At 40.6% G+C, this 19,908-nt stretch carries 22 protein-coding genes; 14 read left to right on the top strand and 8 right to left on the bottom strand.

What is annotated here, in order from left to right; translation table 11 throughout:
* Positions 1-17 precede the first annotated feature (17 nt).
* From ABC357_RS14765 to ABC357_RS14755, 3 genes are all read left to right on the top strand, one after another.
* Entirely contained in the window at positions 18-884 is an 867-nt protein-coding gene (locus tag ABC357_RS14765) for an HAD family hydrolase (protein ID WP_412888250.1), read from the top strand.
* 148 nt (positions 885-1,032) lie between these two features.
* Positions 1,033-2,529, top strand: coding sequence for a coproporphyrinogen III oxidase (locus tag ABC357_RS14760; RefSeq protein WP_412888249.1), 1,497 nt, complete (start codon positions 1,033-1,035; stop codon positions 2,527-2,529).
* Between the two features lie 431 nt (positions 2,530-2,960).
* Positions 2,961-3,758, top strand: a complete 798-nt coding sequence (locus ABC357_RS14755) for an enoyl-CoA hydratase (RefSeq protein WP_412888248.1) — start codon at positions 2,961-2,963, stop codon at positions 3,756-3,758.
* A 224-nt stretch (positions 3,759-3,982) separates the two neighbouring features.
* Here ABC357_RS14755 and ABC357_RS14750 read toward each other — a convergent pair whose 3' ends face one another.
* Positions 3,983-4,168: a YhzD family protein gene (locus tag ABC357_RS14750; RefSeq protein WP_412888247.1), complete on the bottom strand. Its 186-nt coding sequence runs from the start codon at positions 4,166-4,168 to the stop codon at positions 3,983-3,985.
* A 137-nt stretch (positions 4,169-4,305) separates the two neighbouring features.
* Between ABC357_RS14750 and ABC357_RS14745 the strand changes: the two genes are divergently transcribed.
* The 6 genes from ABC357_RS14745 (at position 4,306) to ABC357_RS14720 (ending at position 12,492) form a co-directional block, all read left to right on the top strand.
* A complete protein-coding gene (locus ABC357_RS14745) occupies positions 4,306-5,205 on the top strand; it encodes an ABC transporter ATP-binding protein (protein WP_412888246.1) in 900 nt (299 codons plus the stop codon).
* A complete protein-coding gene (locus ABC357_RS14740; protein ID WP_412888245.1) occupies positions 5,198-6,442 on the top strand; it encodes an ABC transporter permease in 1,245 nt (414 codons plus the stop codon). The genes ABC357_RS14745 and ABC357_RS14740 overlap by 8 nt, the downstream gene beginning before the upstream one ends.
* A 316-nt stretch (positions 6,443-6,758) precedes the next feature.
* Positions 6,759-7,967 carry a metallophosphoesterase family protein gene (locus ABC357_RS14735; RefSeq protein ID WP_412888244.1) on the top strand — a complete coding sequence of 403 codons (1,209 nt, stop codon included), beginning with the start codon at positions 6,759-6,761 and terminating at the stop codon, positions 7,965-7,967.
* Positions 7,964-10,945, top strand: a complete 2,982-nt coding sequence (locus ABC357_RS14730) for an ATP-binding protein (protein ID WP_412888243.1) — start codon at positions 7,964-7,966, stop codon at positions 10,943-10,945. Before ABC357_RS14735 ends, ABC357_RS14730 begins: the two co-directional genes overlap by 4 nt.
* A 34-nt stretch (positions 10,946-10,979) precedes the next feature.
* A complete protein-coding gene (locus ABC357_RS14725) occupies positions 10,980-12,215 on the top strand; it encodes an HD domain-containing protein (protein WP_412888242.1) in 1,236 nt (411 codons plus the stop codon).
* Between the two features lie 91 nt (positions 12,216-12,306).
* Entirely contained in the window at positions 12,307-12,492 is a 186-nt protein-coding gene (locus ABC357_RS14720; RefSeq protein WP_412888241.1) for a sporulation YhaL family protein, read from the top strand.
* A 56-nt stretch (positions 12,493-12,548) separates the two neighbouring features.
* Here the strand turns inward: ABC357_RS14720 and ABC357_RS14715 are convergent, their stop codons facing one another.
* A complete protein-coding gene (locus ABC357_RS14715) occupies positions 12,549-13,412 on the bottom strand; it encodes a peptidylprolyl isomerase (protein ID WP_412888240.1) in 864 nt (287 codons plus the stop codon).
* Between the two features lie 183 nt (positions 13,413-13,595).
* Here ABC357_RS14715 and ABC357_RS14710 point away from each other — a divergent pair, with 183 nt between their 5' ends.
* From ABC357_RS14710 to ABC357_RS14700, 3 genes are all read left to right on the top strand, one after another.
* Positions 13,596-13,682, top strand: a complete 87-nt coding sequence (locus ABC357_RS14710) for a YjcZ family sporulation protein (protein WP_412888672.1) — start codon at positions 13,596-13,598, stop codon at positions 13,680-13,682.
* An 88-nt stretch (positions 13,683-13,770) separates the two neighbouring features.
* Entirely contained in the window at positions 13,771-13,854 is an 84-nt protein-coding gene (locus ABC357_RS14705) for a YjcZ family sporulation protein (protein WP_412888671.1), read from the top strand.
* A 38-nt stretch (positions 13,855-13,892) separates the two neighbouring features.
* Complete coding sequence (locus tag ABC357_RS14700) at positions 13,893-13,982, top strand: YjcZ family sporulation protein (protein WP_412888239.1); 90 nt, start codon at positions 13,893-13,895, stop codon at positions 13,980-13,982.
* A gap of 347 nt (positions 13,983-14,329) precedes the next feature.
* Here ABC357_RS14700 and ABC357_RS14695 read toward each other — a convergent pair whose 3' ends face one another.
* Complete coding sequence (locus ABC357_RS14695; RefSeq protein ID WP_412888238.1) at positions 14,330-14,869, bottom strand: DUF3267 domain-containing protein; 540 nt, start codon at positions 14,867-14,869, stop codon at positions 14,330-14,332.
* A gap of 199 nt (positions 14,870-15,068) precedes the next feature.
* On the opposite strand from ABC357_RS14695, the gene ABC357_RS14690 reads away from it, so the two are divergent.
* Positions 15,069-15,410 (top strand): DUF1878 family protein, encoded by a 342-nt coding sequence (locus tag ABC357_RS14690; RefSeq protein ID WP_412888237.1) that lies wholly within the window; start codon positions 15,069-15,071, stop codon positions 15,408-15,410.
* On the opposite strand, the gene ABC357_RS14685 is transcribed toward ABC357_RS14690, so the two are convergent.
* Positions 15,407-15,979, bottom strand: coding sequence for an HTH-type transcriptional regulator Hpr (locus ABC357_RS14685; RefSeq protein ID WP_412888236.1), 573 nt, complete (start codon positions 15,977-15,979; stop codon positions 15,407-15,409). The genes ABC357_RS14690 and ABC357_RS14685 overlap by 4 nt on opposite strands.
* Positions 15,980-16,169: 190 nt before the next feature.
* The gene (locus ABC357_RS14680; RefSeq protein ID WP_412888235.1) at positions 16,170-16,550 is read right to left on the bottom strand and encodes a YtxH domain-containing protein; all 381 of its coding nucleotides are present in this window, start codon (positions 16,548-16,550) and stop codon (positions 16,170-16,172) included.
* Positions 16,551-16,945: 395 nt separating this feature from the next.
* Here ABC357_RS14680 and ABC357_RS14675 point away from each other — a divergent pair, with 395 nt between their 5' ends.
* On the top strand, positions 16,946-17,128 hold the full coding sequence (locus ABC357_RS14675) for a hypothetical protein (RefSeq protein ID WP_412888234.1): 183 nt from the start codon (positions 16,946-16,948) through the stop codon (positions 17,126-17,128).
* A 62-nt stretch (positions 17,129-17,190) separates the two neighbouring features.
* Here the strand turns inward: ABC357_RS14675 and ABC357_RS14670 are convergent, their stop codons facing one another.
* The 3 genes from ABC357_RS14670 to ABC357_RS14660 all read right to left on the bottom strand — a co-directional run bounded on the left by ABC357_RS14670 (position 17,191) and on the right by ABC357_RS14660 (position 19,489).
* Entirely contained in the window at positions 17,191-17,718 is a 528-nt protein-coding gene (locus tag ABC357_RS14670) for a tryptophan transporter (protein WP_412888233.1), read from the bottom strand.
* Positions 17,719-17,822: 104 nt separating this feature from the next.
* Positions 17,823-18,920, bottom strand: coding sequence for a 3-phosphoserine/phosphohydroxythreonine transaminase (gene serC / locus ABC357_RS14665; RefSeq protein WP_412888232.1), 1,098 nt, complete (start codon positions 18,918-18,920; stop codon positions 17,823-17,825).
* A gap of 149 nt (positions 18,921-19,069) precedes the next feature.
* Positions 19,070-19,489 (bottom strand): HIT family protein, encoded by a 420-nt coding sequence (locus ABC357_RS14660; RefSeq protein ID WP_412888231.1) that lies wholly within the window; start codon positions 19,487-19,489, stop codon positions 19,070-19,072.
* Positions 19,490-19,908: the final 419 nt, after the last annotated feature.

The following is a 19,908-nucleotide window of genomic DNA, read 5'->3' as shown; positions in this document are numbered from 1 at the left end:
AATAAGGGGAGATCAGCATGATATATAAACTATTGGCCGTTAATATAGATGGAACATTACTGCAAAGCAATGGACGGTTCAGTAAAGCGACTAAAGAAGCGCTGGAATATGTACATGGAAAAGGAGTACTCGTTTCTTTAGTCACCTCGCGAAACTACCAATTTTGCAAAAAAGTGGCCAAATCACTGAAAATAAATCCGATGGTTATTGCAGCACAAGGAGCCTATATCGGAACTTCGATCGATAAGCCTTTATTCATGAAAAAGATATCCGAGAAGACAACAAAGGATATTGTATCCCTTTTGGAAGATTTAAAGTGCCAGTTCAAATTGAATTATGAGCAAAAGCAAGTCGGGAATAGAGTGAACTTGCCAGAGAATTTTATTGGAAAGGCAGCGCTATATGTAAGTGAACAAAAAATGTTTTCTCAGCATTTTGTCGACTCTGTAACAGATTATTTGAATGAAAATACAGATTATCCGCTTGGGATAGAAGCCGTTTTTCAAAGCCAAAAAGAGGTGCAGGAGACAAGAGTAATCATACAGAATATGTTTGATGATATTTATTCTGTGCAGAAAGACAAGAATCAATTGCTGATTGTACCGGAAGGCGTCAGTAAATGGAGAGGGCTCCAATATTTAGCCGACCATTTCAAGGTGAAACGGCAGGAGCTGGTAGCGATCGGGGATGGTGAAGATGACAGAGAAATGATTAAAGGAGCCGGAGTTGGAGTGGCGATGGGCAGCGGGCATTCTGTTCTGCAGCATGAAGCGGATTGGGTGACAAGGGGCAATGATGATGAAGGGGTTGCCTATATGGTAAAGGAATTGTTCAGGAAGCAATATCAACTGCAATTCCTTGAAAAAATGAATTTATTGAAATAAAGCATTTTAGAAAGCTGTTGGAAGCTGCGCGCCTCCACCGGCTTTTTTTGCTTATTGAAAAAGGGGCCTCCGGTTTGACCTTGCCAACCCGTTTCTGTAAACTATTAGCAGACTCAGATAGAAAATATACGGATTAAAGGTGATTGTTTTGTTAATAGAAATAAAGGGACTGCAAGATGAAAAATTCTTGAGACCGCTCCGTCTGATAGCCAATTTGTTTTTTGAAAATACAAAAGTGACATATGCGGAAGGAAAGAATCCGTCCCTGACAGCATTGTTCACAGTTCAGTTTAAAGAGGCAATTGAAGTAGAGGCCCTCATTGTTGACCATTCCAGCCATGCTGAATATAAAGGCTTCTGCCAAAAAGAAGATATAGAAGGAACAGAGAAGGAAAAGTTCACTCAACTGAAAAATACCGTTTCCTACGCTTATTTGGATGCCTTGCAAACGATGACCGGGATTCATCAGAAATGGGGATTTCTGACCGGTATCCGTCCGACCAAGTTGCTCCATAAATCCTTAAGGGAAGGAGCAACCAAGGAGGAAGCGCATCATTTCCTCCATGATCAATACAGCATTACGGATGAAAAAATCGATCTCATGCAGCAAATCGTTGATCGACAATTGGAAGTCGTCCCTGATTTATATGATCTCCGCAAGGAAGTCAGTATCTATATAGGGATCCCTTTCTGCCCAACCAAGTGTGCGTATTGCACCTTCCCTGCCTATGCTATTGCCGCCCAAAGAAGTTCAGTCCCAATTTTTCTGCAGGGATTGCATTATGAAATAGAAAAAATAGGCCAAGTTTTGAAGGAATTGAATGTCCCGATTACGACCATCTATTATGGAGGGGGCACTCCGACATCTGTCAGTGCGGAAGATATGGACCGTATGTATGAACATATGTATAAGCATTTTCCAAATGTGGAGAGGGTACGTGAGGTAACAGTTGAGGCCGGCCGGCCGGATACAATAACCGAAGAAAAATTGGCCGTATTGAACAAGTGGAATATAGACCGTATATCGATCAATCCGCAATCCTATACAGATGAAACGTTAAAAGCAATCGGCCGTCACCATACAGTGGCAGAAACCATCGATAAATTCCATCTTGCCAGGGAAATGGGCATGAATAATATCAATATGGATTTGATCATTGGCCTGCCGGGGGAAGGGACTGAGGAATTCCAGCATTCCTTGGATGAAACGGAAAAATTGATGCCTGAATCTTTAACTGTACACACTCTGTCTTTTAAAAGAGCATCGGAAATGACACAAAATAAAGAGAAATATCAGGTAGCAGACCGTTATGAAGTAGAAAAAATGATGAACCTTGCCGAAAACTGGACGAAGGAACATGGGTATGTTCCGTATTATTTGTACCGGCAGCAAAATATTCTTGGCAATCTAGAAAACGTCGGCTATTCGTTCCCGGGGCAGGAAAGCATCTACAATATTATGATTATGGAAGAACAACAAACGATCATTGGCATAGGCTGCGGCGCTGCCAGCAAATTCATCGATCAAGGAACAGGGGCGATCCAGCACTTTGCCAATCCAAAAGATCCAAAATCGTATAATGACAGCTATATAAAATATACAGATGACAAAATCGATATTTTGAAACAATTATTCGGCAAGTAAGCAAACAGGCACTCTTAATAGACAGAGTGCCTGTTTCTATGTATGCTGTTTCAAAAATGTTGTAGTGGGCAGTCAAGATAGCTGTAGTCACGTGTCATTGCCGCTGGTCTAATATGGAGCCGGTGCATTTCTTGGTTGTGTAAAAATGGAAATATCAGAATAGGTTTAGGATCTATGACACGTTAAGTAAGTGGTCGCTTATCTTTGGAGGGGCACTTCAAAGTTGCCTCGTCATTATTATTTATAAATCCTTACATACTTTTTCGTATTGAATTATTTTCTAGCAAGTTCCATTAAAGGTATAAAATGAATGCAATATTTCAATTTTATTAAAAGTTAGTATTATCGGAATTATTAGTTTGCTAGAGTTTGGCTTAACGATATAATAGGAATATGGACCATTTTTATATGTGTAAAGGGAGGAATTTGTTTTGACTGAAGTGGATTATGCTTCGCAAACAGAATCAGTGTTAGTTCATAAAAATAATCGGGTCATTACGGTAGAGCTCAATAGACCTCAAGCGATGAATGCGCTGGATGTTGAGTTGTTGAAAGAACTTAGCCAGGTGTTAAGGGATATCACAACGGATGAAAGCGTAGATATTGTGATTTTGAAGGGTGCAGGGAAAGCGTTTTCAGCTGGCGGAGATATTAAGATGATGCTGGAGATGTCTGAAGAGAAGGACTTTTTTACCGTAATGGAGTACATCTCTGATTTGGCAGTTACCCTATACGGTATGCCTAAGTTGACTATTTGTGAAATTCATGGGGCAGCGGCAGGCCTTGGCCTGAGCTTGGCATTAGCAACCGACTTTTTGGTAGCTGATCGCAACAGTAAAATTGCCATGAATTTCATCGGCATTGGTTTAATTCCTGACGGAGGCGGCCATTTCTTCTTAAGCCAAAGACTTGGGGATGTGAAAGCGAAAGAGCTGATCTGGGAAGGCAAAGTATTATCCGCAGAAGAAGCGAAGCAAATGGGGTTGATTGACTTTGTTTCTGATAACTTGGAAGAGGATGTTAAGGAAAAAGCAGATAAATGGCTTCATAGCCCAATACAGGCTATGATCCGTACGAAAAAGATTTTGGCTGAAAGAAACCGTCCTTGCCTTCTGAAAATGCTGGAATTAGAGAAGCGAGGACAATTGAAAATGAGAAAAACTGAGGATCATAAAGAAGGCGTAACTGCATTTCTTGAAAAAAGAAAACCGAATTTCACAGGAAAATAATCATAAGGGCGGGCCTGAAGAAGGTCCGCCCTTATGATTATTTCTGCTTGGGGATCATTTTTCTGGAGCTGGCGTCGAGAAATAGCATGTCAGAATACTTCCTGAATTTGTCGATTATTATCGAATAAGCGTCATTGACTTCAATAAAGAGTAAACCATATACTTATTGTAAAGCATGCTTTACACACTGTAATAATCCTCACCACCAATAGTCATTCCGTTTATTATCGATGGAATAAAATCAGCTTTCCTCGAGGGGATGTGCACCGGTGGGTTACATCAGCAACCTTTTTTTCTTCAAGAAGCTGCTGGCCGATTGTTTTCGCATGATCGTCATTTTCAGCTTGGAAGGCCTCATCCAACAGTTTTTCGCCCTTGGAATCAAAAGCAGTAAGTTTATATGTTTCCATTAAGTTCACAACCTTTTATATTATCAGATTAATACTTTATTTTTACATAATAGACTTAATTTGTAAAGAGAAGAGGGTGTAAGATCGATAGGGTGTTGTAGATTTAGATCTTTATATTCAAGGAGGATAATACTAGAATGGCTCTCATTATTGATTCTGTTACAAAGAAGTTTGGCGATTTCACAGCCGTGGATCAGATCAACTTCAATATTCCTGAGAAAGAAATCTTTGGTTTCCTTGGGGCTAACGGCGCCGGCAAAACCACTTCGTTCCGGATGATACTGGGGTTGCTTGACCCGACGGAAGGATCCATTACATGGAACGGAAAACCGATCAATTATTCGACTAGTGATGCCATCGGGTATTTACCGGAAGAAAGAGGATTATACCCTAAGCTTAAGGTAAGCGATCAAATTGTCTATTTGGCAAGGCTGAGAGGCATGAAAAAAGAAGAAACTCTTAAAGAGCTGGATTATTGGCTGCAACGCTTTAAAGTACCTGATTATAAAAATAAAAGAGTGGAAGAGCTATCAAAAGGGAATCAACAAAAAATCCAGTTTATTACAGCAATTATACATAAACCGAAGTTATTGATAATGGATGAACCATTTAGCGGATTGGATCCTGTGAATGTTGATTTGTTGAAGAATGCTGTTCTTGAGCTGAAAAGCCGGGGAACGACGATTGTTTTTTCCAGCCATCGAATGGAGCATGTAGAGGAGCTATGCGAGCATTTATGTATTATGGATAAGGGAAAGCCTGTGGTCCATGGAAAATTAAAGGACATTAAACGCTCGTTCGGCAAAAAGAATTTGGTCATACACACAGATATGGATCTGGCATCGCTAGCTGATATCGCTGGTGTTGAGAAGATGCGCCTAACTGCAGAAGGAGCAATCCTGCAGATCAGAGATGAATCAGCTGCTGAGCAAATACAGAAACAATTGTTTGCCCGGGGATTCGTAAGGAAATTCGAATTGGAAGAGCCGTCCCTGCATGATATCTTTGTTGAGAAAGTGGGTGCGTCACTTGAATAAATTCTGGGTGGTTCTTTCGCATACATACCTATCAAAAATCAAAACAAAAAGTTTTATAGCAACCACAGCGATCATTTTGGTCTTGTTGCTCGCTCTCAGCAACCTGCCGAAGATCATCGATTTTTTCGATAAAAAAGGGGATACAACCATCGGGGTCATCGATAAGGATGGACGCTATTATGAAGATTATAAAGCGCAATTAAAGCAGGCGAAATCAGAATTTAAACTGAAAGAGCTGGCAAATGAGAGCGAAGGCAAGAAGCAGCTGCAAAAAGGCAAAATAGAAGGTTTTCTCATTATTGAACCTGATGCTTCAGGCATGCCTAAAGGGACTTATAAAGCGGAAAGCATCTCTGATGAGACGGTCAGCAATGAATTGTCCCAAAACCTGACGGCGCTGAAAAATCGCCTTTACACAGCACAGCTCCAGTTGTCGCAGGATAAAATTGCCGGGCTCTATGCGCCTGCTGGCTTTGAAAAAGTAGCTACTAAAGACTCCGCTAAGACGCAGGAAGAGTTGAGCCAGGCCCGCGGATTGGTATATGTCATTCTGTTTGTCATTTACTTTGGCGTTCTGATGTACGCAGGTATGATTGCTTCAGAGGTGGCGGGAGAAAAGACATCCCGTGTAATGGAAATCTTAATTTCATCCATTTCACCGGTTCAGCAGATGTTTGCGAAGATACTGGGTGTCGCGTTGCTGAGCCTTACTCAGCTCATTCTGTTCTTTGGCGTTGGCTATTATGCGATCAAGAAGTCACTGGCAGATATGCCGGGCGATTTCTTCTCTGTTTTTGGATTCGGCAATGCATCACTTTCGACGATCATTTATGCCATTGTCTTTACGCTGCTCGGCTATTTCATCTATGCGACTTTGGCTGCATTCCTCGGGTCGTTGGTCAGCAGAGTGGAAGACGTTCAATCAATGATTCAGCCGATGACCTATTTAATCGTCATTGCGTTCATGATGTCTATGTTCGGCTTGAGCAACCCAGAGGCAGGGTTCGTCAAGGTTTGTTCATTTATCCCGCCATTTACGCCGATGCTTATGTTCCTTCGTGTAGGTATGGTTGATGTGCCTGTTTGGCAGGTGGCGATCAGTATCTTGTTATGCTTGATTACGATTGTCGCATTGGCAATTTTTGGTGCGAAGGTGTATCGTGGCGGAGTATTAATGTATGGAAAAGGCAATTCATTGAAAAATATTAAGAGGGCATTGCAATTGTCCAAACGATAATGATGTAAGAACAAATGTGATAGATGGTGCCTATAGATGGATCACTTGAAAAAAGTGTTTTATCTATAGGCACTTTTTCATTCCCTCATTCCTCCCTTGAAGGATGCTGTAAGCCCCATAATTAGTGCTATGTTTCCTATGGGCAGAATATGTAATAGACTTACAGGCGCTTTTCACCTACCTGGTTGTCCATCTTATCACCCGTTTTTTATAAAGAATGGTGAATTTATGCATCAGTTGGCTTGTAACGTAAAAGTAAATAAGAAAGTATGTTCTCTAATATGGTAAGATAATGGGTATATGAGGTGAGAGAATCATGGAAAAAATAAAATTTATCCACAGTGCCGATTTGCACTTGGATAGCCCGTTTGCCGGATTAAAGATGATACCGCCTTCCATATTGGAAAAGATGAAGGAGGCTGTGTTCCTTTCCTTCCAGAGAATTGTCGAACTCGCCATATCGAAAAATGTAGATTTTCTGCTGCTGGCCGGTGATCTATACGATGGCGCAAACCGTAACCTGAGAACACAGGTACGTTTCAGAAAAGAAATGGAAAGACTGCAAGCTAAGGGAATCGAGGTCTATATCATCCATGGAAACCATGACCACCTTGGCGGCGATTGGGTCGATATGAAACAGCCGGGTAATGTGCATATCTTTTCAGAGCAATTTGGTGTGGAGGTTTTTGTGAAGAATAATGCCAAGGTACATCTATATGGCTATAGTTATCCTACACGGCATGTGAAGGAAAGAATTATACAGCAATATAGAAAGGAAGAGGGAGCAGATTACCATATTGGCCTTCTTCATGGCAATTTACAGGGGCAAACGGAGCATGGACAATATGCGCCATTTACGTTGGAGGAGCTGCAAAACCTTCATTTTGATTATTGGGCTTTAGGGCATATACATAAAAGGAAAGAACTTCTTCTATCTCCTCCTATCATCTACCCTGGCAATATCCAAGGTAGGAATAGGAAAGAGTCGGGTCCAAAGGGCTGTTATTATGTAGAATTGGATGGAAAGCAATCGTCCATCGAATTTAACGCTACATCACCAATTGTTTGGGAGGACATCTCAATCGAATTAAAGGATGATGATGATTTTGACCAGTTATTGTCAGCCTGCAGAGAAGAATTTCAACAAAAGAGAAATGGTGAGTATGATGTTTTTGCTACATTGGATATAGTGTGCTATAAGCCTTCGATGCCAATGGATACTCTCGGGCAGGATTTGCTTGCTATTCTTCAGGAAGAAGAGGAACAGCAGCCGCAATTTGTATTCCCGGTTCAATTGCGTATTATCCAAGAATATGCTGCTGACCAAAACAATGCGTTGATGGTATTGATCAGGGAACGAGGGCTGAGTGAACAAGATGTCGATCAAGCGATAAGGCCCCTCTATAAACATCAGCTTGGCAGAAAATATCTTTCCCCTTTGCTGCCGTATGAAAAAAAGGATTTGGAAAAAGAAGCCGAGCAGTTGCTATCGCTTGAATTATCACATGGAGGGCAAGAGTCATGAGATTGAAAGAAATCAGCATTTATGGATATGGAAAAATACATAATGCCACGTTTTCCGATTTGCAGGGGCTGTCGGTTTTTTTCGGTGAAAATGAAGCGGGAAAATCGACTTTGATGAGTTTTATCCATAGCATTTTGTTTGGTTTTCCTTTAAAAAACCAAAATGATAACCGTTACGAGCCAAAGGATTTTTCGGCATATGGCGGTAAGCTGCTGATTGAGAGCGACCGTTATGGCGAGGTGTTGATTCAACGCATCAAAGGGAAAGCTGCAAGCGGGGATGTGACAGTCACTTTTCAGGATGGAAGGACAGGCAGCCAAGCCGATTTGGACCGTTTGCTCCTGGGTATCGATAAGACAGCCTATCAGCGTATCTATTCATTTGACCTTCAAGGGTTGAACGGATTGAGCGATATTGATGAAAAAGATATTAGCCGCTATTTGCTGTCATCCGGCATGATGGGAAGCGACGGCCTCTTCAGGACTGAGCAGCGCTTACAGAAAAAAATGGACCAGCTCTTCAAGCCGTCAGGAAAGCTTCCGCTTGTCAATGCAGAATTGAACGAATTGCAGCAAAGGTATGGGAGGCTCCAGCAGGCGGGGCAAGAACAGGACAGATACGATGAATGGCAGGAGAATTTGAAAAATCTTGAAAAAGAACATGCTGAAGTAGAGCGGCAGCTTGGGCAAACACAGGAAGAAATTATTTCTAGCTATAACTATATAAGCGCCGAACCACTTCTGATTGAAGAAACAAGAATCAATGATAAACTGAATGTATTGGGCGATTTTTCCTTTCGGGAAGAGTCGAAGGATGAACTTCTAGCATTGAAGGAAGTTTTATTGCCTGTCGATACAACTCTCCATACGGTGCAGAAGCAGTTGGATTCCGTGCAGCTTCAAATGGGGAGGCTGGAGATTGACAAGCGCTTTGCAGAAGAAAAAGAACATGTAAGGCAGCTTATCGACCAAGCTGGATTATACGAGAACATGATTCAGGAACAACGCCGGAAAGAACAATCCTTGGAATCCGTTTCGACAGAGATTCAACAGCTAAGGGACTATATGCATATTTCTTTGGCAGAGGAAGAAATTTTGTTGCTGGATAGCAGTTCCATCATTCAGGAACAGATTTTATCCATTCAGAATAGATTTGCAAAGCTTGAAAATGATAAAACACATTTAGACCAGAAACAGGAGCGCGAAGAGAGCGCATTGCGGATGATTGAGCAAAGGCTTTCTTTCCTGAACGAACAAATTCTTCCGGACGATGAACGGGAGCAGATAGACAATCAAGTGGAGAGAAATCGTAAAGACGGGCAAAATGAAGTGGAGCTTGCCTATATAGAACGATCAATCAGCAAGCTTGAAATGAAAATAGAAAAAACCAAGAAAAAAGAGAAGCAAAAGAGAAGCAATTACCGATCCTTGATGCTGGGGCTATATGCTATTTGTGCCATCTTGCTCGTTTTGCTGATTATCCAACAAAATTGGCTGGCTGCATTGGTAGTGGGAGCAGCACTTGTTGCCTTGTTCTTTTTCAGAACGGCTTTCGCGCCTGTTTCCGTGCTCGGAGAACTGAGCGAAGAAATGAATGAATTAATTTCCCGAAAAGAAAAATGTGCAGCGCAGGCGGGAACATCATCTCAAATTGATGTGCAGCAGGCAAGGCAACTGCAGCAAAAGGATGATGAGCTTAGGCAGAGGTTCTACAGCGAAAAAATCAAGCAAGAGGAACATGAGCATGCTTTTCATCAGACGGTTGATGAATTTGAGCAGTGGGAAAAAAACATGGTGGATGTGCAGGAAGAAATCCACAAGGTGCTGTCAGGCTGGCAAGTTCCCCAGGAAGTAGTCCCGGCAAGCCTTTTGCAATCTATGTATGAGGCGATTGTATCTCTTAAGCAATCCATTTATACTAAGAGGCAGCTTCAAGGCCAACTAGAAGAATCGGCAATGGCTGTTGAGGCATATAAGAAACGAATAGTAGAGGCATGTACAGATTTTTTGGGCAGAAAGCCTTCAAGTCTTTCTGAGGGAAATGCTGAGTTGAAAAAAGCCCTTGAACGTTTAGAAGAAGAAATCATGAAAAAAAGGCAGCTGCTTGAACAAGCAGGACAGCTGGAGAAGCAAGCGGCTGAATTAAAAGTGAAAAGCGAACACTTGCATAAGCAAATCAATGATCTTTTAAATAAGGCTGAATGTACCGATGAAGCCAGCTTCATGGAAAAAGCGCGGCAGGCTGAAGAAAAACAAGCGCTTGAAAAGCAATTGCAGACTATACGGATCCAGTTGAAACCATATGAAGAAGAAAGGGTTCAGTGGTCCGGCAAACAAATTGTGAATGATTACAGCATCGGTCTGCTGAAAGAAAAAAAACAGCAGCTTGAGAAAAAGAAAAATGAACTGATTAAGACACTTGCTGATGTAAGGCATACGATAAAAGCCCTTGAAGAAGGTGGGACGTATGATGAACGCCTGTTCGAGTTTCAAACGAAGCAATCGGAAGTGAACGAGAATGCACGCGAATGGATGAAACTGTCGCTGGCTAAAGCGTTGCTTGAAAAAACGGTCGATCAATACAAAAAAGAGACGTTGCCTGCCATTTTAAGACAGGCAACGGATTATACAAGCCTAATTACGGATGGAAAGTATGTATCGCTGCAGTGGGGGCAAGAAGAGGAAGGGTTAGTTCTTCAACGGAAAGACGGCCTTCTGTTTGAAGCGAAAGAAGTGAGCCGAGGGACACAGGAGGCGATTTATATTGGATTGCGCCTTGCTTTGGCACAGCATTCATATCAGGAAGATCCCCTGCCGATTATCATTGATGATAGTTTTGTCAATCTAGACCTGCGCCGTCTTCGTAAAATCATTGAACTACTGAAGGAGATGCAGGTTCGCCATCAGATTATATTATTTACGTGTCATGAATATATAGTGGAGCATTTGGCAGATCAACAGATTATTAGGATGGGCTAAGCGCCATACCATAAAACCAAAAGAGAAAGAAGGGATGAGCTTGTCTCAGGAGAGTACCTATTTTTATAACAATATCCCGATTGAATATGAGTGTTCGGAAGGAAGACGTGAAGAAATTATTGCGGCTTATCCGCCGCCGGTCCTTCCGACATCGGAAGAAGCATTTACTCTGGAAAATGAGGTGCAGGGCAATCATGTAAAGGTCACGTTGCTATTGAATGATTTCTCTGTAGAAATGACGAAAACAAATAAGCAATTTCTTAAAATGCGTTTTAGCAATAATAACGGCGCCTACAATACAAAGATGTGGGATAACCAAGGAGAAGTAGAAACGTATGTACCGATGCTTGAGGAATATTCCGTTTTTACGATTGAAGGCAAGGTTGAGGATTATCGTGGATTCAAGTCGATAACTGTCCATAAAATGACGCCCGCCAAAGCAGATATCAATCCATATACGTTATTGGCCTATACCCATCAAGATATGAAAGAGCTGACTGTTGAGCTTTTCTCCTATTTGGATGAACTGCAATCGCCGTTTAAGGAAATTGGAATAGCTGCCATGGACAGATTTTGGGGACAATTTTCACTCCGGCCGGCAGCGAAGGGATTCCACCATAATTATTTAGGGGGATTACTGAAGCACACGGTCGGCTTAATGCGCTTTGCCCGCTATATTATGAGGGCTGAAGAGAACCACTATAAGGCTGTCATGAAACTGATCAGTGTCGTTGAGAAAGCACATAAGAATGAACTATGGCAACAGATGCAGACAGGTAAAATTAACACGGGGCAGCTTGTCTGGAAAGAAACCATCGACCATCTGTACCAAATGCTGTACGGAATGATGAATTATCAGGAAAATGAGCCGAGTTATGATATTATCATGACGAGCATTTTATTCCACGATATCGGAAAGATGCTTGAATACGATCATGCCGGCAAGCAATATGATGAATTTTCTTTCTTATTCCCTACTGCAACAGCTGACTTTTCGTCCAGAAAATCGACAGGCATCATTATGGACCAGCTTGGAGTCATGGTTGGGCACATCCCTTATGGTGTGCTTTTCTTTACACGGGTAATAGAAGCAGAAGGAATCGAAATTACGATGGATGACCTTCATGCGGTTGCTCATTGCATTCTTAGCCATCATGGGCTTCCGGAATGGGGTTCATGCATCAGAAGCCCTCAGACCGTAGAAGGGTATATCGTTCATATTGTCGATTATTTGGATAGCCGCTATGAAAATACAGAACAAGTGAAATAGGGCCTTTTCAAGAGATGTTTCATAAAATTCCCTTTTCCCGCATACAATGTAGCAACGCTTGTACAGTGTTGGGAAAGGGGATGTTATAAACATGACTATAATCGTGGGAGCCATATTGGCAGGCATATTGGTCAGCGGATTCATGGCCATTAAAGCCGGCCGCGATGAAAGAAATATGGAGAACGAATACATTGAGCAAGAAGGCCAGAAATATATTGCCAGAATGTATGAAGAAAAAGCGAAGCGTGTGGAAGAAGCTTATAAGGTAAAAGGTTGATGGTGAAGAACAAAAAGAAGGCCCGTCCTAATGGAAGGCCTTCTTTTTGTTCTGTTTTATTGGGCAGAAGTAGATTGTGCTTTGAAAGCATCCTTCAAATCTTTATCGTTCACTTTAACATCTGCTTTTTTCAATTCTTTGTTCATTACTTTTTGGATTTTTTCGTTATCGATCTTAGATACCTTCACTTGGTATTCAAGGTCTTTTTTCATATCCTCGAAGGATTTTTTCTCTTTCTTGTCAGTAACTTCAATGATATGGTAGCCATTATCGGTTTTGACAGGGTCGCTGATTTGGCCTTTGTTCAATTTATATGCTGCTGCTTCGAATTCTGGAACCATTGCGCCAGCGCCGAACCAGCCAAGGTCTCCGCCTTTTTCAGCTGAAGCAGTATCTGTTGAATACTTCTTGGCAAGGTCTTCGAATTTTTCGCCTGCCGCCAATTTAGCTTTTACTTCTTTAGCTGTTTTCTCATCCGCAACTAGGATATGGCGCGCTCTGATTTCAGGCTTGTAATCCTCATAAGCTTTTTTCAATTCTTTATCAGTGACTTTAATATCTTTAATCGCAGCTTTCTCTTGAAGCATGGCGATTTTGAAGTTCTTTCTTAAATCTGCTTCATCTTTATATCCATATTGGGCAAGAGCCATCTGGAAATTATCGCCCAATTGTTCCTTTAAGGAATTGACACGTTTATCGAGTTCTTTTTTAGATACTTTATATTCTTTTGAAAGAATTTTTTCGTATACAAGCTCTTGTAGGACCTGTTGGCCATTTGTATCTTTAAGAGCATTATAAAAGTCATCTTTTGTCACGTTGCCTGCTTTTGTTTCTACAACTGCTTCCGAATCCCCGTTGGAACATGCAGCCAAGCCTGTGATGCTCAGTGTAAGGGCAACGGGTAATATCCATTTCTTCATCATAACAACTCCTAAATTTAAATTACAAAAACTATCATAAAACTTACTATATCATAAAATGGTTCACCCGCAAAAATTTTATTCCGGAGAATAAGTAATTTTAGGAAAAAAATAGGCTATAACCTAGCCATCTCATTTCTTTAGACATAGTATGTATCGTACACAAAAAAGGAGGTATGGAGAATGGGCTACGGTCATAGCAATGGTTTCGCCTTACTGGTTGTGTTGTTCATTTTACTCATAATTGTAGGCTGTGCTTATATAGGATAAAAAGAAAACAAAAGCAAGGACAACAGCCTGCTCGAAAAAGGTGCCTGCAGAATAAGATATGGTAATTACCCTTTATGGAGGTGTTACTATGAGTGGCGGTTTTCAAGGCGGTTTTGCCTTACTCGTTGTCTTATTTATTTTGCTTGTAATTATAGGGGCATGTTGGCTGTGACGAACGTATTTTAGAGCACAAGGAAGGGAGGAAAGAACATGTCAGGTGGATATGGATATGGAGGAGGATTCGCACTATTAGTTGTTTTATTTATTCTATTAGTGATTATCGGATGCTCTTGGTTCTAATCAAAAAGGTGAGGCATCTTGCCTCACCTTTTTCATACGCTGTTTGTTTAAAGCTGCATGCTTTTTATGTAAACATTACTTTCACATACAGAGATATTAGTAAGATGGTCATACATACGTTTATCATCCGGTATACGCCAGGCTGTTTAATGTCCGGAATTTCTTTTTGTATAATTAATTTATAAGTCATCGCGTTCATGTTATATAGGATGAACAATGAAAAAATAAAGTAGATGATCATGAATGTCAAAGACAACAGGATTTCCCCCCAACTACAAACAAATTCTGTACCCATACAATATCAAATAAAGCACAAAAAAGATAGTATGGAGATACTCCAACTATCTTTAGGCTTCATTAACAAGAATTTCGAAACCTTCATCATTTTCTTCCACATAGCAATATTTCGGGGTGCGGAGAATGTTGCACAATGTAATGGCATCCGAGGCGCACAGCCCGATATGAAGGGAAAGAAGAATGGTAAAGTAATGTGCATATGACGGGATAATAATGGCAAAGTAAAGGCAAAGCCCTGTGATGACAATAAACGGCGTCATAAGCGACAAAAGAAATAACATTTTCGTGATAGGTTCTTTAACCTTGATAGAGAATCGAGGGATAAAGAAGAGCTGCTTCGATTGAATTTTTAATTTGTTGATCGAGAATAACAAAGGAAGCAAGTGTAATAGTTTGTGCAGCGGGTAAAGCATAAATATGCCGCCAATAAAAAGAATGGTATAATCGTCGTGTAGCTTACTTTTGGGAAAACCCGCTGAAATAAGGGCATAGATCGTCACGAACGATAAAAGCATGGTCAACAAGGATATGATGAGTATACGATGTGAACCATACTGCTTAGTTAAATTGACAGATTTCCAACAATGCATGCCGAGAGCCTCCAAATAGGCGAATTTTTAGTATAAGTCCGTTTTTGTTTCATGAAATACTCCAATACTTTACGATGTTTTAGCCGAAAATGCAATACCATTTTTTCGATTGGAATTCTTTCATTCCCAGACATGGAAACAGTGGTGGAAGGAAAGCTGAAGCAGCCATAGATAGAATGAAAAAGGAGGCGCTTTCATAATGGATGAAATTGCTGAACGTTTAGATAAATTAGAATATCACCAACAGTTGTTGGTAAGGATGCTTAAAGACACAGAATTGCCATTATATTATCTTATCGTGGAGCATGATTTAAGCAAAGAGGATACAGAGCAAGTATTGAACATATGTGAAGAATTGAGCAAAAAATTCAAAAAACAAAAAGCGGAAGGATATGTTACTTTTTATCCGCTTCTGTTTGAATTACAAAAGAAAATTCCTGCATCAATTTCGTCTTTGGAATTAATACACGCATGTATAAAGCAAGGTGTGCATACAGAGTTTATGAAGGAAATGAAGAGTGTTTTACAGGAAGGCGATTAAACAGTCTCTGCTGTCTTATTGGCATTCACTAGTTTTCCTTCAACCTCAGTTAATTGCTTATCGACATTGCTGAAGGAAGTTTCGAAAATTTTCATGAAATCATCCCCGTAAATATTGCGGATGATAGCCATCAGTTCGATCATATCCGGAAACTTGCCGTATAGGCTGTGTAAAGGCAGGGAAGCTTCAAATACAGCATTCTTTGCCGGATCGTAGCTTTCCATTAACTTCAATAGTATGTCTTCTCCATCCTCGGTTATTTGGATATACGTATTCCGCTTATCGTTTTCTTTTTTGGAGAACTTCAGCAATCCTCTCTCCTCAAGCTTCTTGGAAAAGTTAAAGGCAGTCGACACGTGCATGACCCCGAATTTGGCAACATCCGATATAGAAGCTCCATTCAAATGTTGGGCAATCCACAGGATATGATGTTCATTGATGTTCAAATCATAGGGCTTAATCCAATTCTGCCAATCTTTTTCGATTGACTTCCATAACGCTTTACTTAATTGGGCAACTCGATGGCTAAATAATATAGCTTCTTTCATCGAATAATTTCTTTCTTCCATGATAATCCACCTACCTTACAGATCATTTATATTTATTATGACAAGAAAATAAAAATTAATAAAGTAAAAATTAACAAAATTTTTAGATATTTATATCTGTTTTGAAAAAAATTACATTATTATTATTTCAAAAAACAATACAAGAGACAAGGAAAGTGTTTTTGAAACTTTCCTTGTATAAGCTGTCCTCTTATTGCTCTGTTTTCTCTCCGGCAGGCGCCGAGGAAACAACTTGTTCAAGTTCGCCTAAAGCGCTCTCAATTTCTTTGATTCTGTATTGGATCTCCTGTTTATGCGGTTCTATGCTGCTCTTCCATGATTGAATGAGTTCTTTGACGTCGGCAGTGAATGCTTTAATCGATTCTTTGCTGACGATGGAAGCAGAAACGGTTTCTTCCTTCATGTCTTTAATACGCTCTTTTATGTCAGCCAAAATCTCTTGTATGTCTTCTTTATTCTCTTTAATGTTTTTGCGCAGGTCTTTTCCTGAGGCAGGAGCATAAAGCAGAGTAGCGACTCCTGCAACGGCTGCGCCTGCAATGAAACCAAGCAATATGTTTTTTCCTTTCATTTCTACTCACCTCTAATTATCTGTGGATTTTAAGGTTAAACTAATGATCGTTTCCCCTTGAAATAGGTAACAACTACATAGGCTAAAACAAAGTAAAATTATTTAAAAAAACCCATATATTACTTTTCTACAAAATAGCAAAAATTCCTTTATTATATAATATAAATTTTTAAAAATAATTTTAAAATCTGTTCCATATACTATATATATCACATATATAGTATGTTAAACCAATTTTATGCTGAGATAAATTATTTAAGTATAGCTTGTGGTGGGAGGAGAAGAAATAAAGGCATTTTTCTCTCTGTAAATGGCATGATTAGTGCCGAAGTAGAATACATGTGTTATAGATACATATTGTCCATAGACACGGTGAAGGGAGGAGCGAGTGGATAATGACACTGATTGCGTTCGGCGCCATGTTAATCTGTATGGTATTGGCAGGTTTGAACATGGCTCTTTCATTCAATGCCGGTGTGTTTCCCACCAGGTACAGCCTGCGTCGAAGAGCTATGTTGTTCCTTGGGATTGCTTGTGTATTTTTAATACTGGGTTTAGTTTTGAATATGTGGAAATGATGGATGGATATACAATAAAGGGGCCTGCATGTGAGAATGGCAGGCCCCTGTTTAATGTATATTCATTTAATTGTTTGGACTTGTATATGCGATTTGCGCATAATTCCGCTCACAATCGGATACATGATGACAATGGCGATTGTGTTTAAAGCCATAGCTGGGATAACGACGGCAGCAATCAATCCAAGGAATGGCCCTGGAAGGCCGACGATCAAATAAGCAGAACCCAAGAATACCAAGCCAGAAACCATTGTTCCTATTGCAGTGATGATTCCTAATGTAACGATTGAATAATGCAGTTTTTTAATAATCATAACCATACCGAAGAATACAAATGCCGTTACAATCTTATCAATCGGATTCGCATAGGCGCCTCCAGGAAACCCTGAGGTCAATGCGGAAATAATGCCCGTTGTTATGCCCAAGAGAAGGACATTTTTGATTTGAGGGAAAAGGATTATGCCTAAAAACATCATCGTTAGCATCATGTCCGGTTTCATACCGAAGAACACCGGTGGAATGATGGCGTGAAGAATGGCTCCAATACCGACAAAAAGGGCAAGTGAGACTAAAGTCTTTGTATTATTCATTTACTATTCTCTCCTCTGCTATACTCAGCTCATTTAATATACGATTCTCCAACAGTGCACTCGTTGCCTGCTGCGAAAAACGTACTCACATTATATCATTTGAACTACGATTTTTGAAGCGATTTGTTGGCTTCCTGGAATTTTTTCATAAAGGCAGACAAAGCTTGGCAATGTTCTGTAGGAACAGCGTTATAGATGGAAGCACGGCACCCTCCTATGGAGCGGTGTCCTCCAAGTCCTACAAATCCAGCCTGCTTGGCTTCTTGAAGAAACTGTTCAGTAAGCTCTTCCGTTGGCAGTGTAAACGTTACATTCATTTTGGAACGGCTTCCTTGCTCGGCGTGGCCCTTGAAAAATCCTTCACTGCCATCAATCGCATCGTAAATGAGACGGGCTTTTTCTTCATTTCTTTGTTCCAGGGCAATAACCCCGCCTTGTTCTTTTGCCCAGGCAAGGACAAGCGACAATAAATAAATGGCAAAAGTGGGAGGCGTATTATACAAAGAGTCCGCTGCACTGTGTGTGGTATATTGAAGCATTGTCGGCAGCTGACTGATCTTCTTGATCAGGTCCTTCCGGATAATAACGACTGTTACCCCTGAAGGCCCAAGGTTTTTTTGCGCCCCAGCATAGATCAATCCAAATTGGCTGATGTCTATTTCCTTACTTAGAATATCGCTGCTCATATCTGCAACTAAAGGCACTGATCCAGTATTCGGAAATGTGTTCCATTGGGTTCCGTAAATGGTATTGTTGCTTGTGATATGGAGATATGCGGCATCTTCTCCGTACGTTAAATCTTGTGTGGAAGGGATGCGGGCATACATATTTTCCTTACCGGAGGCAGCCACTGCCGCATCTCCGATTTTTTGGGCTTCTTTGAAAGCTTTTTCGGACCAGGAACCTGTCAATACATATGCGGCTTTCTTGCCCTCTTCCAAAAGATTCATCGGCACCATAGAAAATTGCAGGCTGGCTCCCCCTTGAAGAAAAAGTATTTCATGTGTATCCGGAATAGAAAGCAATTCTTTCAATAAAAATTTGGCCTTTTGGTGGATATTGTTATAGATAGAACTCCGGTGGCTCAGTTCCATTACACTCATACCGGAATCATCGATATTTAGCCATTCTGCTTGTGCTTTTAGAAGTACTTCCTCCGGCAAAGCCGCCGGTCCGGCATTAAAATTATAGGCTCGCTTCATTTGTTAAATCCCCTCTCACTGTAATGCGATAAAGTAAGTTTATACTATCAAAAAAAGAAGATAAATAACATAATTTTTATAAAATTTAAATAATATTTCTTTTTTAGCACGTGAAAAAAGAGACTGGTGTTTCCAGTCTCCTGAGTCCATTAAATATGCTTATGGATAGAATCAGCAATGGCGATGAGGTCTTCTTTTGTATAATCGCTGTTATGTGTTTTCCATACTGCGCCAAATCCATCTTCTTTGCCATAGCGGGGAATGATGTGCAGATGGAAGTGGAAAACCGATTGCCCAGCTGCTTCGCCATTATTGTTGATGACGTTCATTCCGATTGGATTGAATTCCGCTTTAATTGCATTTGCGATCTTCGGAACCGCCTCAAAAACATGGCTTGCTATTTCAGGCGTTAATTCATATACGTTTTTCTTATGTACTTTCGGGATGACGAGAGTGTGGCCTTTGGTTACCTGGCTAAGGTCAAGGAAAGCAAATACGTGTTCATCTTCATATACTTTCGAGCACGGAATATCTCCGTTGATGATTCCGCAAAAAACACAATCAGACATTTCAACCCATCCTTTCGATAATCAGTAGTAGCAATTCCGATTTATTGATATTGCAGCGTTTGCTACCAATATTTTAACATAAATTGACCGCTTCTAGCATGGACAATAAAACAGGATGCACTTTAAAAGTGCACCCTGCCCGCGAGGAAGGAATATCAATTTGTTTCGTCAACTTTGCTATTATATCTCTGCCGCAGACACCTCATTTGTCATGTAGTGTTTTTAGTGAGCAGCTTCAACGTCCAATGCAACCATCTCCTATATTGTTGTTACATAAATGTTTACAACGTATAAAGCGATAGGATGCCTTTAACAAACACCTCATTCCAATTGTTGAAATCAGTAATGTGCTTATTGCTGAACGATTCGCCGGATGCATGAGAACCATCTCATTTGCACCTTAGGAAAGTTGTTGAGAT

The organism is Bacillus kalamii, from assembly GCF_047238185.1.
Classification (GTDB): domain Bacteria; phylum Bacillota; class Bacilli; order Bacillales; family DSM-1321; genus Bacillus_AD.
Note: the sequence above shows the minus strand (reverse complement) of the source record. Positions and strands in the feature narration are given on the sequence as shown.

Bases quoted from the DNA above. Each gene is read 5' to 3' on its own strand.
- ABC357_RS14685 (WP_412888236.1), bottom strand. From the start codon at position 15,979: ATGGAAGAAAGAAATTATTCGATGAAAGAAGCTATATTATTTAGCCAT.
- ABC357_RS14715 (WP_412888240.1), bottom strand. From the start codon at position 13,412: ATGAAGAAATGGATATTACCCGTTGCCCTTACACTGAGCATCACAGGC.
- ABC357_RS14745 (WP_412888246.1), top strand. From the start codon at position 4,306: ATGGCTCTCATTATTGATTCTGTTACAAAGAAGTTTGGCGATTTCACA.
- ABC357_RS14765 (WP_412888250.1), top strand. From the start codon at position 18: ATGATATATAAACTATTGGCCGTTAATATAGATGGAACATTACTGCAA.
- ABC357_RS14710 (WP_412888672.1), top strand. From the start codon at position 13,596: ATGGGCTACGGTCATAGCAATGGTTTCGCCTTACTGGTTGTGTTGTTC.
- ABC357_RS14675 (WP_412888234.1), top strand. From the start codon at position 16,946: ATGACACTGATTGCGTTCGGCGCCATGTTAATCTGTATGGTATTGGCA.
- ABC357_RS14705 (WP_412888671.1), top strand. From the start codon at position 13,771: ATGAGTGGCGGTTTTCAAGGCGGTTTTGCCTTACTCGTTGTCTTATTT.
- ABC357_RS14670 (WP_412888233.1), bottom strand. From the start codon at position 17,718: ATGAATAATACAAAGACTTTAGTCTCACTTGCCCTTTTTGTCGGTATT.
- ABC357_RS14725 (WP_412888242.1), top strand. From the start codon at position 10,980: ATGAGCTTGTCTCAGGAGAGTACCTATTTTTATAACAATATCCCGATT.
- ABC357_RS14680 (WP_412888235.1), bottom strand. From the start codon at position 16,550: ATGAAAGGAAAAAACATATTGCTTGGTTTCATTGCAGGCGCAGCCGTT.
- ABC357_RS14735 (WP_412888244.1), top strand. From the start codon at position 6,759: ATGGAAAAAATAAAATTTATCCACAGTGCCGATTTGCACTTGGATAGC.
- ABC357_RS14660 (WP_412888231.1), bottom strand. From the start codon at position 19,489: ATGTCTGATTGTGTTTTTTGCGGAATCATCAACGGAGATATTCCGTGC.
- ABC357_RS14750 (WP_412888247.1), bottom strand. From the start codon at position 4,168: ATGGAAACATATAAACTTACTGCTTTTGATTCCAAGGGCGAAAAACTG.
- ABC357_RS14700 (WP_412888239.1), top strand. From the start codon at position 13,893: ATGTCAGGTGGATATGGATATGGAGGAGGATTCGCACTATTAGTTGTT.
- ABC357_RS14720 (WP_412888241.1), top strand. From the start codon at position 12,307: ATGACTATAATCGTGGGAGCCATATTGGCAGGCATATTGGTCAGCGGA.
- serC (WP_412888232.1), bottom strand. From the start codon at position 18,920: ATGAAGCGAGCCTATAATTTTAATGCCGGACCGGCGGCTTTGCCGGAG.
- ABC357_RS14690 (WP_412888237.1), top strand. From the start codon at position 15,069: ATGGATGAAATTGCTGAACGTTTAGATAAATTAGAATATCACCAACAG.
- ABC357_RS14730 (WP_412888243.1), top strand. From the start codon at position 7,964: ATGAGATTGAAAGAAATCAGCATTTATGGATATGGAAAAATACATAAT.
- ABC357_RS14695 (WP_412888238.1), bottom strand. From the start codon at position 14,869: ATGCATTGTTGGAAATCTGTCAATTTAACTAAGCAGTATGGTTCACAT.